Below are 18,065 nucleotides of genomic sequence, written 5' to 3'. Positions count from 1 at the left end.
AACCATGCCCGCCACCGAAGACATCGAGTTCCGAGTGTCGGAACTGACCCTGCGGGGCAAACTGTTCCGCCCGACCGACGGCCCGCAGCGTCCGCCCGTCGCCATCCTCCAGGGCGGCCTGGGCGGTCCCGCGGAATCCATGTTCGCCATGGCCCGGGGCTTCACCGACGCCGGTCTGGCCTGCCTGATTTACGACCACCGCAACACCGGCTACAGCGACGGCGAACCCCGTCAGCAGTTCGATCCCTGGCAGCAGTGCCGGGACCTGCGCGACGTCATCACCCATCTGACCCTGCGCGAGGACATCGACCCCGACCGCATCGCCCTGTGGGGCATCAGCATCGGTGGCGCCAACTCCCTCTTCACGGCCGCCACCGACCGCCGGGTCAAAGCGGTCGTCAGCATCATCCCCCCGGTCAGCGGCTGGAGCGCGCGCACCCTGCAACCGGCCGACACGCTCGCGGAGCTGGAAGCTCTCATTCCCGCCGACCGTCAGGCCCAGCTGCGCGGCGAGCCGGCCGCGAGTATCCGCCTGCACGGCGTCCCGGAACCCGGGGACCCGGTCATGTTCAGCGACCAGGAGGGTCTGGAATTCGTCGAGAACATGATCCACGGACTGCCCAGCTTCCGGAACGAGATCACCATCTCGACCCTCGACCGCATCTTCGAGATGGAGGTGCGCGCCTACGCCGAACGCATCACCGCCCCGGTCCTGATGATCCTCGCCTCCAAGGACACCGTCGCCCCCATCGAGGAGGCCCGCGAGATGTACGAGCGGATCCCCGACCCGAAGGAGGTCATCGAGTACCCGGGCCAGCACTACGAGATCCTCTCGCACCACTTCCCCGAGATCATCACCCGCAGCGCCGACTGGCTGGCCGCCACCCTGCGCGGCTGACCGCCCCTCCATCCGCTCCCGTCCGGTCCGCCGGAGCCCGCATGGCCCGGCGGGCCGTCCCCATCCCCCGAACACAGAGAGGTGTCGTCGATGCGTCTGCTCGGACTTGCCTGCGGGCAGGAGGACGGCAGTGCCGAGGTACTGCTGAAGGCCGCGCTCACCGCGGCCGCGCGCGAGGGGACAGCCGTCGAGATGGTACGGCTGACCGACCTGTCCCTGGTGACCGCCGCCACCGCGGACGCCGGGGACGACGCGGCCTGGTTCTGCGACCGGCTGCTCGACGCGGACGGCGTGATCGTCAGCTCCCCCACCTACACCCGCAGCGCACCGGGCGCGTTGAAGCTCCTCATCGACCGCGCCTTCGGTCCGCGCACGGACGTGGTCTTCGTCCGTGAGGCCCTCGCCCACCGCGAACACGGCCGGGCCGAGCAGAAGGGGACTCGCGGCATTCTGGGCCTCGACACGTCCCCCGACCCGCGGGTCCTCAAGCCGCGCGTGGCCGGCTTCATCGCCGTGGGCGGCTGCCCGTCACCCCACTGGCGCACGCTGACGCTGCCCACTCTGCACGCCCTGGCCTTCCCCCTGCACATGGCCGTCGCCGACCAGGTGGAAGTCCCCACCCCCGGTGGCCTGGGCGGCATAGCCACCGACCCGGCGGCTGTGCTGCGCGCCGAGCGGCTGGGCGGCGCGGTTGCCCGGCAGCTCGGCCTGCCCCACGACGAGGTCCGCTTCCTGGGGGAGCCCGGCACCTGCCCGATGTGCCACCTCGACCTGATCGTGCTGCGCGGCGGCCGCGCCGAATGCGGCACCTGTGGGGCCGCGGGCCGTTTCGTCGTCGAGGACGGCGACGTCCGGGTCGACTTCTCCGCCGCCGGCACCGCTTCCTCCGTCCACACTCTCACGGAGCTGGAGGAGCACTACCGGGAACTGTTGAGCGCCGCCTCACTGGAGCCGGACCCCCAGGAGATCGACAGGCACGCCGCCGCGTTCCGCGACAGCGTCCCCGTCCTGCGCCCACCACGGCCGTAGAGGACCGCTCGCGGGCTCTCGGGAACCATGGGCCGCGGCCGTAGCGCCCGGGTCAGGGCGGCGGCGTCCCGCAGCGCGCTGTTGGCGCCGGCGCCGAAGCTGGGCGGCGTGGCGTGAATGGCGTCGCCGAGCAACGTGACCCTGCTGGTGGTCCAGGGCTCCGCCGGCTCCAGGCGGCGTACGGCCACCGGGAAGAGAGTCGAGTAAGACAGGCCCTGGTTGATGACGCCGGCATCGACCCCCCGCTTGTATTCGACGACCACAGGTGCGAAATTCTCGTCGACTCCCAGCGAGTCAATCCGCCCGCCATCGACACAGTCGACGTACTCGCTCGCCAGGAACCGCACCCCCAGCATCGTCTCCATGTGCGCCTAGACGAGGTCTTGCACATCCGCCTCGATATGTCGCGGTCACTGTTCGGCAGCCTCTCGGGCGATCTGCTCGAACTGGACGCCCATGGCCTCGGAGAGTGCCTGGGCGGCGGAGAGCGGGCGCACCATCACCGTGAACTCGTCGATCTTGCCGTTGTCGTCAAAGTGCAGGAAGTCGCAGCCCTGGAGCTTCTTGCCGGCGACGGTGGCGGTGAAGACGAAGGCGTGGTCGCGGCCGTCGGGGTTGGCTATCTCGCGGACGTAGGTCAAGTCCTCGAAGACGCGGGACACACCGCGCAGGATCGCGGCGGTAATGGCCTTGCCCGGGTACGGCTTGAAGGCGACGGGGCTGGTGAAGACGACGTCGTCGGCCAGCAGAGCGGCCACGGCGTCCAGGTCGCCGCTCTCGACAGCTTTGCGGAAGGGATGCACGAGTCCACCTTTTATAGTCAATAATTTGAATAGGTGCGCCATTCAGGGCTTGTCTGCAAGGCCCGGGGGAACTATTACTCACTTCGTTGAGTAATCACAGCGGTCGTAGCGTGTGTCCATGGCTTTGCGGAACGCGGTGATGGCCGCACTGTTGGAGGGCGAGGCGTCCGGGTACGACCTCGCGAAGGCGTTCGACGCGACGGTGGCCAACTTTTGGATGTCGACGCCCCAGCAGTTCTACCGGGAGCTGGAGCGCATGGAGGCTGAAGGGCTCGTCACGGCCCGCCTCGTCGAGCAGGAGCGACGCCCCAACAAGCGACTGTTCTCCTTGACGGAGGCCGGACGGAAGGCCGTCCACGCCTACACCGCCGTGCCCTTGGGCAGACCGGCGGTGATCCGGGACGAGCTGATGGTCAAGGTGCAGTGCCTGGACGCGGGCGACATGGAAGCGGTCCGCACCGCCATCGCCGAACGCATGGAGTGGGCCACCGCCAAGCTGGCCCGCTACGAGCGGCTCCGGCAACGTCTGCTCGACGGGCGCTCCGAGGAGGCGTACTTCGCCGAGGCCGAGCGCATCGGCCCGTACCTCACCCTGCTGCGCGGAATGTCCTTCGAGCGGGAGAATCTCCAGTGGGGAGATATGGCACTGCGCAGGCTCGAACAGCGCACGGCCGCGCTTCGGGCCGACAGCTGACCGGCAGCGGTCCCACCTGGAGTCAGCAGTAGAAGGCACTCAGGCCCGGGCCGCTTCGCGAGTCGAGCGGATGCCCGTCCCCGACCTACGCCACGGCCGGGTCGGCCGACACCATGAGCACGGCAACGGGCAGCTCGGCCTGCGTGGCTTGCACTCTGTCCAACTACCGTCCGACGAAGAGGGTTCAGCACGAGGAGCATCCGGCGTCGTCGCAAGCCAGAACATCACACCGCTGGGGAGGTGTCCCCAGCGGACGCCGCCACCGGAAGCAGCGTCGGCCGCTTGGCCTGGCGGCCGTCGCCGGAGGAGCGACCGCGCAGGCGGCGGCCGATCCAAGGGCCGAGGAAGGTGCTGGCCCAGCGCAGTTCGGCACCCACGGCTCTCCAGGCAGAGAAATCTGTCTCCGCGGCCGGAAGAGGAAGGGCCCACTTGTCGTCGCTGCCCGGCAGACGGAGCGCCTGGGCCACGGCAGCCGCGATGCGCGCGTGTCCCAGCGGGCCTGCATGCAGCCGGTCAGCACTCCACAACCGCGGATCGGTCGCCGCCGCGTACGCGGCCGTCTCCGCGACCACTACGCCGTGGCGGTCTGCGGCCTCCCGGATGCGCGCGTTGAGAGCGAGAACACGGTGACCGATCGGGCGGGCCAACGACGTGATACGCCCGAGTCGGGAAACATGAGGGTCGCGACGGTGGCGCCCTGCGCGGTGAGGGCGGCGAACATCGCCTCAACATGACCGGCCACCTCGTCGAGGTCGCAGCTCGGACGCAACACGTCATTGACCCCGGCCACCACGGTGGCGAGGTCGGGCCTCATCGCGAGAGCCGGACCGAGCTGCTCGGCGCGCACCTGACCGGCCTTACGGCCGCGCACCGCGAGGTTGGCGTAGCGCAAGCCGGGACTGTGGCGAGCGACCTGCTCGGCGAGCCGGTCCGCCCAGCCCCGAAGACCACGGACGTCGTCGCCGTCCCCGAGCCCCTCTGTGTGACTGTCACCCAAGGCGACATAGCGCAGATACGCACTGCTCGACACGGAGCTGACCGCCTCTCGTCAACGCTGATGATGGAAGTAGCACACGATCGCCGATGGACAACTAGACACCTAATCGCATTGTTCAATAGGAGGGTAGCTACCGGCTCACCTTCCTGCAAAGTGACGCTCCTCTGAGAGGAGCCAAGGCCGTCGAGAGCGGTCCACCGCCCTGGTCCACCGCGCACCCGGGTGCAAGCAGCAGCGCGCCCCTGCTGTAGCCGTGCGGGTCTCCGCCTGCAGGCAGATGCCGGCCCCAGCACCTGGAGTGGCAGCAACTCCGGTTCACCGTCCGTGACCTGGCGGAAGTCCACGCCGACAGCGCGCGTGCGGAAAGCCTCGGCAGTGCGCCCCTGAGGCGTGCAGCTTGCGCTCAGCGCGGCGTCGCCCACCCCGTGGCTCCGAGGCCCGCCTGGTACAGGGAGGCGGGCCAGGTCACCCGACCCGGCCCGCACCGGCGTGTCCTGCTGCGTCACCGCCGCCGGCCCGGCTCTCACCTCGTGCGCCCCTGCCGCGTCAGGGGTGTGCGGCGAAGTACCGGGCAATGCCCTCGATCCCCTCGCTCACGGCTCCCTCGACGATGGGTGCCAGGGCCTCGGGAAGGATCTCCTGGCTGTAGACCACACGTGAACCGTCCCCGTCGGGAAGCACGTCGATGGTGCCCAGGTGGAAGTCGATGGGCTGGGGCATGCCCTCGACGAACCGGTACTGGAAGCGGCGCAGTTCGTCGTTCTTCGTCACCACGAGGGACTTCAGCGTGCCCTCGGCCGTGGTCAGGTGGCGGTGCGTGCCGTCGAAGTGTGCCTCCCGCACGGCCGGGAACCACTGCGGAATCATGCTCACGTCGGTGAGGACGGCCCAGACGCGGTCGGGGTCCTGTGCGACTCGGGTGTCGAAGCGGAACGTTGCCATAGGGACTCCCTGGTTGTGGTGATGACGGCTCCGGGCAGGCGCCGTACGCGGCGGGATCAGAAGGGGTAGCGGGAGTGCTCGGTGGAGAGGGTGACCCAGCGGGTGTTCGAGAAGGACTCGATGCCCCAGCGTCCGCCGAAGCGGCCGTAACCGGAGGCCGCGAACCCGCCGAAGGGGGCCTGCGGTTCGTCCCCCACCGACTGGTCGTTCACGTGCACGATGCCGGTGCGGATACGGCGTGCCACCTTCAGGCCATGGGTGCCGTTCTCGGTGAGGATGCCGCAACTGAGGCCGTGCTCGGTGTCGTTGGCCAGGGCCACCGCCTCGTGGTCGTCCGAGAAGGCCCTGACGGTGACGACGGGTCCGAAGGCCTCGGCGTGGTGCAGTTCCGCGGCCTCGGGCAGGTCGGTCAGCACGGTCGCCGGATACAGGGCTCCCTGCGGCTTGCCACCGCCGGTCAGGACGCGCGCGCCGTTGCCGACCGCGTCCGTGACCAAGGCGGCGACCCGCCACGCGGCGGCTTCGTCCACCAGCGGGCCGATGACGGTGCCGGGCAGGCCCGGATCACCGCTCGGCAGACCGGCGACCTTCGCGGTGAACCGCCGGGTGAACTCGCCCACGAGCGAGGTGTGCACCAGCACGCGGTCGGCGCACATGCAGATCTGGCCGGAATTCATGAACGCGGCGAACGCAGCGGCGTTCACGGCGTGGTCGAGGTCGGCGTCCTCCAGCACGATCACGGAGTTCTTGCCACCGAGTTCCAGCACGGCCGGCTTGAGGTGCTCGGCCGCGAGGGCACCGATGATCCGCCCGACGCCTGTCGAGCCGGTGAAGTTGACGGCACGGACACGCGGATCCGCGATCAGTGTCCGCGCGATGCCCGCGGCGTCCGCCTTGTCGTTGGTGATGACGTTGAGGACGCCGTCGGGTAGTCCCGCGTCGCGCAGCACGTCGGCGACGAACAGGCCGCACGCGATCGGGGCGTCCTCGCTCGCCTTGACCACCACGGTGTTGCCCGCCGCCAGCGGGGCGGTGACCGCCCGGGTGCCGAGGATGACCGGCGCGTTCCATGGCGCGAACGCGGCCACGACACCGAGGGGTTCGCGGACGGCAAGGCTCAGCCCGCCCGGCTCCTGGGTGGTGAGCACGTCCCCGCGTGGCGCGGTGATCGCCGCGGCGGCCTCGCGCAGCATACTGGCGGCCACCCCGACGTTGAACAGCGCCCACCCCCGGGTTCCGCCCGTCTCGGCGGCCATCAGCTCAACGGCTTGTTCACGGCGCTCTTCCATGAGGTCCGCCGCGCGCAGGAAGATCTTCCGCCGGGCGAAGGGTGCGAGCGCCGCCCACTCGGCGAAGGCGGTATCCGCCGCGTCCACCGCGGCTCGTACGTCCTCGGGGCCGGCGGCAGCGACCCACGCACAGGGCTCGCCGGTCCAAGGGCTGATGTCGGCGGTGGTCCGGCCGGAGACGGCCGGGGTCTCCTTGCCGCCGATCAGAAGGTTACGGTCAAGTGGCACGGGGTCGTCTCCTTGTGTGCTAAGGCCGGCGTGCATCCTGCGGGTCAGGCGCCGATCATGTTGAAGCCGCCGTCGGCGTTGAGGTAGACGCCGGTCATGTGGGCGGCGTCGTCGGTGGCGAGGAAGAGGGCGGTGCCCGCGAGTTCGGCGGGGCCCGGGATACGGCCCATCGGGGTCTTGGCGATCAACTCCTCGCGGCGGCCGGACTTCCAGTCCGCACGGTTGAGGAGCATCTCGGTCTCCATGAAACCGGGGGCGAAGGTGTTGACCCGCACGGCGGGGGCGAACGCCTGGGCGTAGGACTTGGTGATGCCGAGGAGGCCGTACTTCGCGGCCGCGTACTGCGGAGCGCGGGCGCTGCCACGCACGATCACGGTGGAGCCGATGTTGACGATCGCGCCGTGGCCCTGCTCCAGCATGCGGGAGCCGAACTCGTGGACGCACAGCATCGTTCCCTTGACGTCCACCGCCAGGACGTGGTCGATGGACTCCTCGGTGAGTTCCCGCCAGGACATCTGGTCGCCCGCCGTGTCACCGACGTTGTTCACCAGCACGTCCAGGCCGCCGAAACGGCCGAACACCTCTTCGGCCATGCGGATGACATCGGCGTGGACAGCGATGTCGGCCTGCACCGTGAACGCCTCGCCGCCGACCTCCTTGATCCGGGCGACCGTCTTCTCGGCTCCGGCCGCGGAGCTGCGGTAGTGGACGGCGACCCGGGCGCCCTCCTGGGCGGCACGTACGGCGATCTCGGCGCCGTAGCCGGTGCCGGCACCGGTGACCAGGACGGTACGGCCTTCGAAGCGACGGGGAGTGTTCTGCTCTGTCATGGGACGTCCCTTCAGAGGTGTACGGCCGTGAAGCGCTGGCGGAGCTCGCCGATGCCCTCGATACGGCTGACGAGTTCGTCGCCCTCGGCGAGATAGCGGGGCGGGTCCATCCGGTTGCCGACCCCGGCCGGGGTGCCGGTGAAGACCAGGTCGCCCGGAATCAGCGGCACTACGGCCGACAGACGGGCGACGAGCTCCGGCACCGGGAAGATCATGGACTTGGTGCGGTCGTGCTGGACGACCTCGCCGTTGAGCAGCCCGGTGATCCCCAGATCGTCGGGGTCGTCGAACTCGTCCGGTGTGACGAGGACAGGACCGGTCGGCCCGAAGCCGGGGAAGGACTTTCCGCAGCTGAACTGTGCGGGTTTTCCCCGGAGTTGGGCGACACGCTCGGACAGGTCCTGTCCGATGGTGAGCCCGGCGACCGTCTCCCAGGCACGGTGGACGGGCACGCGGTGAGCGGACACGCCGATCACCGCGACCAGCTCGACCTCCCAGTCCACCTTGCCGGCAGGAAGCTCGACCGTGGTGTGCGGGCCCGTGATGCAGCTCGGGAACTTGGTGAACACCAGCGGCTCTTCGGGCGGGGTGAATCCGGCCTCGGCGGCATGCGGGGGGTAGTTGAGGGCGAGGGCGAAGACCTGCCGGGGCCGGGGCACCGGGGCCTGGAGAGCCGCCGGGTCCACCTCGATGTCGTACGCCTCGTCAGCCAGAGCGGCGGCCCAGTCGCGGAAGGATCGCCACTGCTCCAGCAGGGCCATCGGGTCGGTCGAGAGCCGCCCCTGCGAGGCCCAGCCGACATCCGCGGCCCGGTCGCCGCGGACCACGACGGCCCGGCCGTGGATGACGCCGAGTCTCACCAGTCCACCTTCTTCGGTACAGGCGTGCCGTGGCCCTGCTCCCAGCTGACGATGGGATTGCGCAGCACGCCGAGCCGTTCGACCTCCGCCTCGACGACGTCACCGGGCTTGAGGTACATGTCGGGATCACCGCTGAAGCCGGCGACGCCCTGCACGGTGCCGGTGGTGATCAAGTCCCCCGCGCTGTAGCCCTGCGGGGAGTGGTAGGCGACCAGGTGCGGGATGGAGACGGACATGCGGTTGGTGTTCGACTTCTGCCGGACCACGCCGTTGACCCGCAGTTCCATGTCGAGGTTCTGCGCGTCCGGGATCTCGTCGGCGGTGACGATGTACGGGCCGACGGGGCAGAAGGTGTCGATGGCCTTGCAGAAGGAGAAGACGCCGGACTCCATCTCACGGCGCTGGATGTCGCGCGCGCTGATGTCGTTGAAGACCACGTAGCCGGCGATGTGGTCGGGCGCGTCGTCGACGCCGAAGAACTTGCCGGGTTTGCCGATGACCACGGCGACCTCCAGCTCGTAGTCAAGTTCGCTGGTCAGGTGCTCGGGGTAGATCACCGGCTCGTCGGGGCCGACGATCGCGTCGACGTTCTGGAAGAAGACGATCCCCTTGTGCATGGGGTGCGACCAGTCGACGTTCTTCGACTCGTCCTCGTGCTCACGGAAGTTGCCGGAGGTGTGGAAGAACTTCTTCGGCACGATCGGCGCACGCAGCTTCACGTCGTCCAGCGACAGCCGCTCGCCGGTCTCCGTCACCCGGCCGTCCCGCTCGAAGTACTCGCGGGTCGAGGCGACTTCCAGGGGGAGAACGAGCCGCTCCTCCAGTTCAAGCCTGCCCACGCGGCCGTCGTCGAAGGTGATCAGTTTCATGGTTTCCCATTTTCGGTGTGTGGTGTGTGGCGGTGCTCCGCCTGATCCGCCGGGCCCTCTCCCGCGAAGACCCGCAGCTGAAGGGCCAGCAGCGCGTAGTAGCCCACCAGGGCAGTGAGTTCGAAGAGGCCTCGCTCTCCCCACGCGGCCACCGTGTCGTAGTACTCCTTGTCGCTCAGCGCACCGGCTCGGGTCAGCGCGGCGGTCGCGAGCAGCGCGGTCCGCTCGGCCGGGTCCGGCAGGTCCGGCAGTCCGCCGGCGCGCAGAGCGTCCAGCTCGGTTTCGGTGATACCGCGCGTCCGGCCCACGGCCTCGTGCGCCTCCCACTCGAAGGCACTCCCCCAGTGGGCGGCGACGACCAGGATGGCCATCTCGCGCACACGGTCGGTCAGGACCGACTCGTAGCGCACCGCCGCCCCGACCGCCTGGACCGCCAGCCCGACGGGCGGGCTGAGCAGCATGGCGTTGAACGGGCCGCGCAGTCGGCCCTCCTTGTCGACGAGGGGGAACGTCTGTGGTCCGGTAGCCCTGGGGCCTGCGGTGATGGCCCGGTAGACCTCGCTCTGCTGCTCGTCCAACTCGCCGGGCAGCAGTCCGGCAAGGCGTGCAGTCATCCGCACTCCCTTCGAGGCAGGTCCAGGGGAGTCCAATGGAGTCGAGGCCTCAGACGAGCGTGCGGCCGCCGTCCACGTAGAGCACCTGCCCGGTGACGTACGAGGCGCGGGCGGAGGCGAGGAACAGCACGGCTCCGACCACGTCCTCCGGCTGTCCCAGGCGCCCGGCGGGGACCAGAGCGGTCAGCTCCTCACGCATGCCGGGCTTTGCCAGGTACGCGCGGGTCAGCTCGGTCTCCGAGTAGCCCGGGGCGACGGCGTTGACGGTGACGCCCTCGGCGGCCCACTCGCGGGCCATCACCTTCACCAGCTGGTCCAGGCCGCCCTTGGAGGCCGCGTACGGGCCGTGATGGCGGTGCGCGAGCAGGGAGGAGACGGAGGAGAAGAACACCATGCTGCCGTGACCGGCCTCGCGCATCAGCCGGCCCGCGGCGCGTCCGGTCCAGAACGCGGTCGACAGGTTCAGGGTCAGGATGCGGTCCCACAGCTCGTCCGGTGTGTCCACCACGGGACGGCGGTCGTTCGTGCCCACGGCGTGCACCAGCACATCCAGGCCACCGAGCTCGCGAGCCGCCGTGGCGACCACCCGCTCGCACGCCTCGGACGACGTCAGGTCCGCGGTGAGGGTCCGTACGACGGCGGCCGCGCAGGCCGGATCGTCGCGCAGGGCCTCCAGCCGGGCCTCGTCCGCGTCGACCACCGTCAGCCGTGCGCCCGCTTCCGCCAGGCCCCGGACACAGGCGGCGCCCAGTCCTCCGGCCCCGATGACGAGCGCGCCACGCCCCTCAAATCCCAGCCACCCGACGGACGGCCTCTGTGTCTGTGTCGACGAAGCCATCACATGAGCTCCATTCCGGACCCGGCCGCCACCCGCTGGTAGTCGGTTCCGACGTCCTTCAGGCACATTTCCAGCATGTTGTCCGCCAGCGCGTTCCCGCTCCCGCTGAGACCGCCGTCGTGGATCGACAACGCACTGCGGGCTTTGATCTCGCGGGCGTAGTCGATGACTTCGCCCGTCTTGGACCACGGGCCGTGGACGGGCAACAGGAGCGTGTCCACCGGGCGCGCGGGCACGGTGAACGCGTCGCCCGGATGGAAGACGGTGGCTGTGTCCTTGTCTCCCACGAGGAAGCCGACGTTGGTGACCCGCGGCAGGTCCGGATGGACCACGGCATGCAGTTCTCCGTGCACCTCCACGCCGACGCCCTCGATGTCGAAGGCGTCCCCGTCACCGACCACACTGACCCGGCCGCCGCCGAGCCCGGCGAGCTGGTCCGCCACGGACCGGTTGGCCCAGATCCGCAGGCCGGGGTCGGCTTCGGCCGCCGCACGCAGGACGGGCTCGGCGAAGTGGTCCACGTGCTCATGGGTCACGAGCACGGCGTGGGCACCGTCGAGCGCGTGCGGGTCGGAGTAATTGCCGGGGTCGATGACGATGACGACGCCGTCCTGCTCCAGCCGGACGCAGGCGTGGCCGCACCTGGTGAGTCGCATGGGTGTGCTCACCTTCCCAGTTCGCTGCCGGGCACCCAGGTGCCGTGGAAGCCGTACCGGAGCCGGAAGGGGATCTTCACGGTGGCGATCGGGCCGGCGGCGATGTCGAGAGCGTCCAGGATGACCAGGTCGTGCCGCATCTGGTCGCGCCGGCCGACCAGCGCCAGCAGATAGCCCTCGCCCTCGTCGGCGTCCGCGGACTTCGGTACGAACACCGGCTCCTCGGGCGCGGCGTGCTCGCCGCCGGCCCAGATGGCCGTCGCACCGGTGCTTTCGTCGCGGTGGATGATGGAGTTGAAGGGCGGGCCCATGGGACCGAACTCGGGCATGGGCAGATCGGGGTGCATGCCGCCGACCCAGGAGTGCCGGTTCTTCTCCATCAGCACACGGGGGTCGACCCGGGGCATGTCACCGGGCGAGGCGAGGAGCTGCTCGCTGCGGTAGGTGTCGGTGGCGTCGTCCCAGTGGGCGGCGCCCTTGGTGAGGTCGAACGTCCAGCGGTGCAGGATCGGCGGCAGTTCGGGCAGCAGGCCGACGGTCGTCTTCGGGAACTGGGAGAACCAGCCGGACTTGGTGACGAAGTGGTCGCCGACCAGGGTGTCGCCGTCCGTCCAGGCGTTCAGGGTGTGGGTCTCCATGAGCTGCTCGCTGCGGAACCACTTGATGCCGCTCACCCCCTGGTCGCGCGGGATGATCGCGACGTAGGTCCCCTGGTTCGGGTCCCAGACGAAGTACTGCTCCTCCGTCTTCATCTGCTCCGGGTCGGCGACCATGGGCGAGATCGTGAAGACGAAGTGGTCCCGGGTGACCAGCCAGTCGTGCACCATCGACGAGTACGGCACCTCGAAGGTCTGGGAACGGGTGACCTTGCCGTCCGCGGAGATCTCGTAGATGTGGATCTGCTTGTCCGGCAGACCGCTGGCGTTGTACGCGAAGGCGATCAGCTCACCGGTGCGCGGGTCGTGCTTCGGGTGCGCGGTGAAGGTACGGCCCGGGATCTGGCCGGAGAAGTCGTAGACACCCTTGGTCTCCAACGTCGCCGGATCCAACTCGTACGGGAGCGCCGCCTCCTTGAGCGCGAGCAGCTTGCCCGCGTGCCAGATGATCGAGGTGTTGGCGTTGCCGTCGTCGATGCCGGCGACGGACGGGTCGTCGGTGTAGGGGTTGCGGTAGGCGCCGAACAGGGCCTGGCGGGCGGCGCGTTCGAGCTGGAAGCGCTGGGTGCGGACATAGCGCGTCTTCAGATCCGCGTGGCCGTTGTCGAACCGCACCATGTGGATCATGCCGTCGCCGTTGATGTACACGTCGTTCGGGAACCGCGGCGGGTACTGGGTGTCCGCGGCGGCACGGTAGAAGGCACCGTTCAGCTCGGGAGGTATACGGCCCTCGACCTCCAGGTCGTATACGTCCGCCTCGATCCGCGACGGGGCGAAGAACCCCCTGAACTTCGGCGTGTCCGGGAACTGCATGGTCTCCGGGGGTAGCTGGGTGCCCACGGGCTGCCGCCCGGGTGTCCCCTCGGACTGCGTCGTTGCAGTGGCCATGGCTCTCTCCTCTGTGGCAAGGTCGGATCAAGCGAAGAATGTGATTGATTCCTTGCTGGCGGCGCTCTGCTGCGAGAAGGGGCGCAGGGAAAGCTTGAACCGAGCCGATCAGCTGTTCCTGACCATCATGTCCTCGGGGCGTCATCGGCGTCCAACACTGAAACACGCACGAAACGATCGGAGAATGCGATGGATCTGCGGCAGATGGGGTACGCGGTGGCCATCGCCGACGAGCTCAACTTCACCCGGGCCGCGGCCCGCTGCAGCATCGGACAGTCCGGGCTCAGCCACCAGATCACCCAGCTCGAGCGGGAGGTCGGTGCCCGGCTGTTCGAACGGACGAGCCGTAGCGTCCGCGTGACCCAGGCCGGGCAGATCTTCGTCGCCTGCGCGCGGCGGGTACTCAAGTCGGTCCAGGAGATGCACGCCGAGATCTCCTCGCTCGACGGGCCCGTGCGAGGGCGGCTACGGATCGGCTCGGTGACGCTCACGGCGGGGAACATCGACCAACTCGGCCTGCTGCGGGACTATCAGGAGGCATACCCCGCAGTCGAGGTCACTCTCTCCGACTCCGACGGTGTCCACGCCACCGCCCAGCTCCTCACCGGTGAACTGGAGGTCGCCGTCGTCGCCCTGCACGAGCACCAGTTGCCCCCGGGCATCGCCTACCACCTGCTGACCGTGGTGCCGCTGGTGGCCGTTGTGGGCCGGCAGCACCGGCTGCGCGGGGCCGGCGTCACCGACCTGGGCAGGCTGGCCGACGAACGCTTCCTCGAATGCGTTCCCGACACGGGCTTGCGCGCGCAGGTGGACGCCGCCTTCGATCGGGCGCGGGCCCGTCGCCGAGGTGTCTGCGCGCTGCGCAGCGCGGGTGATCTCGCCTCACTGGCGTTCGAGGGCATCGGGGTGACCGTCGTACCCCGCCCGGCTGCGGACGCGGTCGTCCCCGCCGATCACGCCGACTGCATCCTGTGCCTCGACGACCCGCAGGCGCTCCAACCTCTGGCCCTCGTCCACCGTGATCCGGCTCCGACCTCACCCGCCGCGCAGGCGTTCCTGCGTCTCGCGCTCACCCGCCTGCCCGGGGGGAGCACCTGAGTTCGAGTAGTGCGAGCTCGGACTGTGTCCGGGGATCAGTGACGAGCTGCTGTCCGAGACGTCCGATCTGGCTCCGGCGGCAGTGTTCCGCAGCCAGCGGTGATCGCGTCCGCACGACGACCGCGGTCTCGACAGCCGCCGCCGACCGGGCCTGGCGCGCCGTGCCGAATGCGCGTTGTCTTGTGGTCCTCGGTGTCCCACACGCGTCGTCCTCCTGGTCGGGCGCGGGGGTGAGTTGCAGCCGTATCGGCAGCGACGAGCCACCGCCGCCGGGGATTTCGTTGCCCGGGTTCGTCGCAGCTGACCGAGTGTCGAAGCGCCTCGACAAGTCGCTCTCGGCGTCGATCCGGACCTGTGGACTTGCCGTTGGCCCGTGTGAACACGCACATACGCGCCACAAGCCTTGGATCCCTCGTGGGCGGTGGCGTCGCGCCCGCTCAGCCGGGGACCGCCGCGTGCGCGCACCACCGGAGCCGGTCGCGGCCTCTCGCGGCCCCGACCGGCTCCTTCATCCGTTCACCGGGTGCTCAGCCGACCTTGGTCGCGGTCCACTGCTGGGTGGGGCCGGTGCCCTTGGTCCACTGGATGACCGGGTTGCCTTCCTGGGTGGTGTTGGCGTTGTCCAGCGCCTTGTCGCTGGCCCGGTTGACGAGCTGGTACCTGCCGTTGCCGAGCGCGGCGATGGCCCAGTGCTGCTGCCACTGCCAGCTGCTGTGGTCGGTCCGCTGCACCACCGTCGTCTGGTTGGAGGTGCTGTTGTTGTTGTCGAGTGCCTTGCCGCTGTGGACGGAGACCAGCTTGTAGTAGCCGTGGCCCAGGTCGGTGACCGTCCACCGCTGGGTGGGACCGCTGTTAGGGGTCCACTGGACGCACTGGTTGCCGTCCTGGGTGGTGTTGGAGTTGTCGAGGGCCTTGCCGCTGTGGGCGCAGACGAACGTGTAGACGCCGTTGGCGAGAACGGCCGGCATGCCGGTGACCTCCACGCAGACCACGGAGTCGTTCGCGTTGGGCGCGGTGGTCGGCACCTGGACGTTGATCTGGCCGCCGCTGACCGAGTAGTTGAGCGAGACGGAGGGGTTGTTCATCAGGTAGACGCGGTTGATCGTGTTGTGTACCGCGGGGATCTGCAGGGTGCCGTTCGTGGGCCAGGTGAAGACGTGGGCGAAGAGCTTGCCGCTCTTTTTGGTGATCATGCCCCAGGACGGCTCGGTGGCGAAGGGACTGCCGCTGGTGCCGTGGATGCTGTCGGAGTAGGTCGCCATCCAGGAGGCCAGGCCGTTCAGGATGTTCACCTGCTGCTGTGGGACGTGGCCGTCGTTCGCGGAGCCGTCGGCGTTGAAGCCGCCATCAGGGCCGATGTTGAGCAGGTAGTTGCCGTCCCGGGAGATGCAGGTGACCATCTGCTGGAGGATGTACTGGAGCGAGTGGTAATCGTCTTCCTTGTCCTTGTTGTAGCCCCATGCATCGTTCATGGTGGCGCAGTACTCCCACTGCCGGCTCATCGGCGCGCTGGGGAAGCCGAACTCCGCGACCTCGTAGTCTCCCAGGCCGTGGTAACGCTTGACGCGATCGTTGACGATGACGTTCGGCCAGGTCTGGGTCAGCCAGTTGTACAGGCTCTGGCCGTCGGCCGCGGTCCACCAGTCGGTGAGGGTCGGCGTGGAGGGGTTGCCGCTCCAGTCGCCGTCGAACCACAGCAGGGCCGGGTTGTAGGCGTTCATCAGCTCTGTCAGCTGGGCCTTCATGTCGTTGATGTAGTTGGTGCGGGCGGTCATCGACGACATGGTGGAGAAGTTGCTGTCGATGGTCTGCGAGGGGTGGTTCCAGTCGAGGATCGAGTAGTAGAGGCAGAACTTGATGCCCCGGGCGTCGCACGCGGCCTTCAGCTCGCCCAGCAGGTCCCGCTGGAAGCCGATGTAGTCGCGCAGGTTGTACAGCTTGGTGCCGGTGGTGTCGGTGAAACCGGAGACGTTGGAGTCCCACATGCCGAAGCCCTCGTGGTGCTTGGCGGTGATCACGATGTACTTCATGCCGGCGTTCTTGGCCAGATCGGCGATCTGGTTGGCGTTGAAGCTGACCGGGTTGAACCCCTGGGTGACCTGCGTCTGCCAGGCGGACTTGCTCCAGCCCGTGCTGAACTCCCACTCGCCTTTCCCGAGGTGGGCGTACGACCCGAAGTGGATGAACATGCCGAAGCGGGCCTGGTACCACCAGTCCATCTTCGAGGGGACGGTGTAGGCCTCGGCGGTGGCGGGCCACAGGGCCTGCGGCAGACCGAATGCCACGGTACCGCCGGCGAGCGCGGCGGCCTTGATCAGCGAGCGTCGGCTGAGGGGTGCGGAAGACATGGTGCGGCTCCTGGTGACGCGAGGGATGCCGGCCGCTTGTCTGCACGCAACACCGACAGCGGACTACGGCGGCTCATGCCCGCCGAGCTCGAAGTGACCTCGTTGGACATCGGATGTATTAACGGCCATCGCCGCCCCGCTTGTCCAGAGTTTCAGCCGGTTCAATCCGATGACCCCCACATTCGCGTGATCTTCGATGGTTGGACATCCGCATGCAGATGATTAGACGCCCCCATACATAGGAGGTGTGGCGAGTCCTGCGGGCACCACCGCCTTCGATGACGGAGCGGCTCGCGGCCCCGCGGGTGCCGCACGCGACGACGGCGGCTACCCGCGAGCACTGGGTCCAGCACGCCGCCGCCCTTGGCATCGACATGTCGAGCGGCCCTACGGCCGGCTGGTGCGCCACCGCCGTCCGACTCGCGACTACGAGACATACCGGCCCAGGCCATTGCGATGGATCCGCCCCGGTCCGGCCGTGTCCAGCGCGTACTGCCGCTGGTGCCGGTCGTCCTGCGGCCAGTACAGGGGGACGTCGGCGTCCGCGAGGGGCCGCATCAGCCTGGCTGGTGGCCGGCAGCGGAGCCGTCTGGGGCCGATGTCCAGGCCGTCGGGGTCCCGCCTGCCGGGCGTGCACCGAGGTGCGCTGTGCGGTCACTGAGCGACCGCCCCAGCGGTGTGGACAGCGCGTGCCGATGTCCACCCGCCGGGAGTGGATCTGCTGCATCCCTCGGCTCAGCCACTCCGCCAGGTCGCGGGTGCGCCGGTAAGCGCCGCACGGCCGGCGATCGCGTGGAGCGGCCGGAGCCTCGGACCAGAAGCCAGTCGTCCTACTACGGTCCGAGAGAACGACACTGGACCGGAAGGGCCGTCGCCGGCGGCGAACACGCCGGCACGCCGGTGGCGCAGAACCCTGCCCGCCGCCCGCAGGTGCACGACCCGTCACGCGACAGAGGCGAGCTGCCAGATCTTGCGGACCGGCATCGTGTGGTTCACGGTCGCCGCCGCAACGGCCGACCAGCGCAGAAGCATCGAGCTGTCGTCGACGTCGACCAGACCCGGTTCACCGAGTCCGGCCGGTTCCCCGGCGATCTTCACGTCGACGCCAAACTGGTTGGTCCAGAAGTACGCGGGAAGAGCCGCCTCGGCCACGTCCTCCCCCAGCAGTGCGGCCGCCGCCACCCGCGCCTGCTCCACCGCGTTGGTCCAGTGCGGACGGCGCGCGTTCCCCGGACCACGGCCGCATCCCCCGCCGCGACGATGCCGTCCGCGACGCGGCCGAGGGCTGCCAACGCGGCCCTCGACGGGCCTGCCCTGGCCCACTCGACCCGGACAGCACCAGGCAGCGGCCACTGCCGACGGCGCTTCGGGGAGTTCCTCGGCAGACCACAGAACCGCACTGGTGCGGGCCAAACCCCCCTCCTGCCGCATGTCGCCTGCACAAGCCTTGACACCCTCTCGCTCGGCGACAAAGAATTCCCGCTGCAAACACGCTAATGAAACGATTCAAGACGGACGTCCGGTGAAT

18 protein-coding genes and 2 pseudogenes are annotated in these 18,065 nt (G+C 69.1%); 4 read left to right on the top strand and 16 right to left on the bottom strand.

The features are described from left to right. Positions 1–4 precede the first annotated feature (4 nt). The gene (locus ACZ43N_RS06625) at positions 5–898 is read left to right on the top strand and encodes an alpha/beta hydrolase (RefSeq protein ID WP_468095438.1); all 894 of its coding nucleotides are present in this window, start codon (positions 5–7) and stop codon (positions 896–898) included. Between the two features lie 90 nt (positions 899–988). Further along, positions 989–1,927, top strand: coding sequence for an NAD(P)H-dependent oxidoreductase (locus ACZ43N_RS06620; RefSeq protein ID WP_468095436.1), 939 nt, complete (start codon positions 989–991; stop codon positions 1,925–1,927). Here the strand turns inward: ACZ43N_RS06620 and ACZ43N_RS06615 are convergent. The 3 genes and pseudogenes from ACZ43N_RS06615 to ACZ43N_RS06605 all read right to left on the bottom strand — a co-directional run bounded on the left by ACZ43N_RS06615 (position 1,816) and on the right by ACZ43N_RS06605 (position 2,730). Then, positions 1,816–2,115 carry an FAD-dependent oxidoreductase gene (locus ACZ43N_RS06615; RefSeq protein WP_468095538.1) on the bottom strand — a complete coding sequence of 100 codons (300 nt, stop codon included), beginning with the start codon at positions 2,113–2,115 and terminating at the stop codon, positions 1,816–1,818. The two genes, ACZ43N_RS06620 and ACZ43N_RS06615, sit on opposite strands and share 112 nt — an antisense overlap. 15 nt (positions 2,116–2,130) lie before the next feature. Continuing rightward, positions 2,131–2,328: pseudogene (locus ACZ43N_RS06610) on the bottom strand (transporter); the annotation flags it as partial. A gap of 9 nt (positions 2,329–2,337) precedes the next feature. Beyond that, complete coding sequence (locus ACZ43N_RS06605) at positions 2,338–2,730, bottom strand: nuclear transport factor 2 family protein (RefSeq protein WP_468095537.1); 393 nt, start codon at positions 2,728–2,730, stop codon at positions 2,338–2,340. Positions 2,731–2,848: 118 nt separating this feature from the next. Here ACZ43N_RS06605 and ACZ43N_RS06600 point away from each other — a divergent pair, with 118 nt between their 5' ends. Next, positions 2,849–3,424, top strand: a complete 576-nt coding sequence (locus tag ACZ43N_RS06600) for a PadR family transcriptional regulator (RefSeq protein WP_468095435.1) — start codon at positions 2,849–2,851, stop codon at positions 3,422–3,424. Positions 3,425–3,648: 224 nt separating this feature from the next. Here ACZ43N_RS06600 and ACZ43N_RS06595 read toward each other — a convergent pair. From ACZ43N_RS06595 to ACZ43N_RS06550, 10 genes and pseudogenes are all read right to left on the bottom strand, one after another. Next, a pseudogene (locus tag ACZ43N_RS06595) lies at positions 3,649–4,454 on the bottom strand (SGNH/GDSL hydrolase family protein). A 513-nt stretch (positions 4,455–4,967) separates the two neighbouring features. Beyond that, a complete protein-coding gene (locus ACZ43N_RS06590) occupies positions 4,968–5,363 on the bottom strand; it encodes an SRPBCC family protein (RefSeq protein ID WP_468095434.1) in 396 nt (131 codons plus the stop codon). Positions 5,364–5,419: 56 nt separating this feature from the next. Further along, positions 5,420–6,880 carry an aldehyde dehydrogenase family protein gene (locus ACZ43N_RS06585; RefSeq protein ID WP_468095432.1) on the bottom strand — a complete coding sequence of 487 codons (1,461 nt, stop codon included), beginning with the start codon at positions 6,878–6,880 and terminating at the stop codon, positions 5,420–5,422. Between the two features lie 44 nt (positions 6,881–6,924). Further along, positions 6,925–7,710: an SDR family NAD(P)-dependent oxidoreductase gene (locus tag ACZ43N_RS06580; RefSeq protein WP_468095430.1), complete on the bottom strand. Its 786-nt coding sequence runs from the start codon at positions 7,708–7,710 to the stop codon at positions 6,925–6,927. Positions 7,711–7,721: 11 nt separating this feature from the next. After that, entirely contained in the window at positions 7,722–8,570 is an 849-nt protein-coding gene (locus tag ACZ43N_RS06575; RefSeq protein WP_468095428.1) for a fumarylacetoacetate hydrolase family protein, read from the bottom strand. Then, positions 8,567–9,439: a fumarylacetoacetate hydrolase family protein gene (locus ACZ43N_RS06570; protein WP_468095427.1), complete on the bottom strand. Its 873-nt coding sequence runs from the start codon at positions 9,437–9,439 to the stop codon at positions 8,567–8,569. The genes ACZ43N_RS06575 and ACZ43N_RS06570 overlap by 4 nt, the downstream gene beginning before the upstream one ends. After that, the gene (locus ACZ43N_RS06565) at positions 9,436–10,053 is read right to left on the bottom strand and encodes a carboxymuconolactone decarboxylase family protein (RefSeq protein ID WP_468095426.1); all 618 of its coding nucleotides are present in this window, start codon (positions 10,051–10,053) and stop codon (positions 9,436–9,438) included. The genes ACZ43N_RS06570 and ACZ43N_RS06565 overlap by 4 nt, the downstream gene beginning before the upstream one ends. Before the next feature lie 49 nt (positions 10,054–10,102). Continuing rightward, positions 10,103–10,891, bottom strand: a complete 789-nt coding sequence (locus tag ACZ43N_RS06560; RefSeq protein WP_468095425.1) for an SDR family NAD(P)-dependent oxidoreductase — start codon at positions 10,889–10,891, stop codon at positions 10,103–10,105. Further along, the gene (locus ACZ43N_RS06555) at positions 10,891–11,547 is read right to left on the bottom strand and encodes an MBL fold metallo-hydrolase (protein ID WP_468095424.1); all 657 of its coding nucleotides are present in this window, start codon (positions 11,545–11,547) and stop codon (positions 10,891–10,893) included. The genes ACZ43N_RS06560 and ACZ43N_RS06555 overlap by 1 nt, the downstream gene beginning before the upstream one ends. 8 nt (positions 11,548–11,555) lie before the next feature. Continuing rightward, a complete protein-coding gene (locus ACZ43N_RS06550) occupies positions 11,556–13,091 on the bottom strand; it encodes a carotenoid oxygenase family protein (RefSeq protein ID WP_468095422.1) in 1,536 nt (511 codons plus the stop codon). A gap of 189 nt (positions 13,092–13,280) precedes the next feature. Here ACZ43N_RS06550 and ACZ43N_RS06545 point away from each other — a divergent pair, with 189 nt between their 5' ends. Beyond that, positions 13,281–14,189, top strand: a complete 909-nt coding sequence (locus ACZ43N_RS06545; protein WP_468095421.1) for a LysR family transcriptional regulator — start codon at positions 13,281–13,283, stop codon at positions 14,187–14,189. A 527-nt stretch (positions 14,190–14,716) separates the two neighbouring features. On the opposite strand, the gene ACZ43N_RS06540 is transcribed toward ACZ43N_RS06545, so the two are convergent. The 3 genes from ACZ43N_RS06540 to ACZ43N_RS06530 form a co-directional block, all read right to left on the bottom strand. Next, on the bottom strand, positions 14,717–16,537 hold the full coding sequence (locus tag ACZ43N_RS06540; RefSeq protein WP_468095419.1) for an alpha-L-fucosidase: 1,821 nt from the start codon (positions 16,535–16,537) through the stop codon (positions 14,717–14,719). 426 nt (positions 16,538–16,963) lie between these two features. Further along, positions 16,964–17,095: a hypothetical protein gene (locus tag ACZ43N_RS06535; protein WP_468095417.1), complete on the bottom strand. Its 132-nt coding sequence runs from the start codon at positions 17,093–17,095 to the stop codon at positions 16,964–16,966. A gap of 384 nt (positions 17,096–17,479) precedes the next feature. Beyond that, a complete protein-coding gene (locus ACZ43N_RS06530) occupies positions 17,480–17,734 on the bottom strand; it encodes a hypothetical protein (RefSeq protein WP_468095416.1) in 255 nt (84 codons plus the stop codon). Positions 17,735–18,065: the final 331 nt, after the last annotated feature.

The organism is Streptomyces sp. NPDC030814 (genome assembly GCF_055572155.1).
The sequence above is the reverse complement of the archived record's forward strand: the minus strand, read 5'-3'. Positions and strand labels throughout refer to the sequence as shown.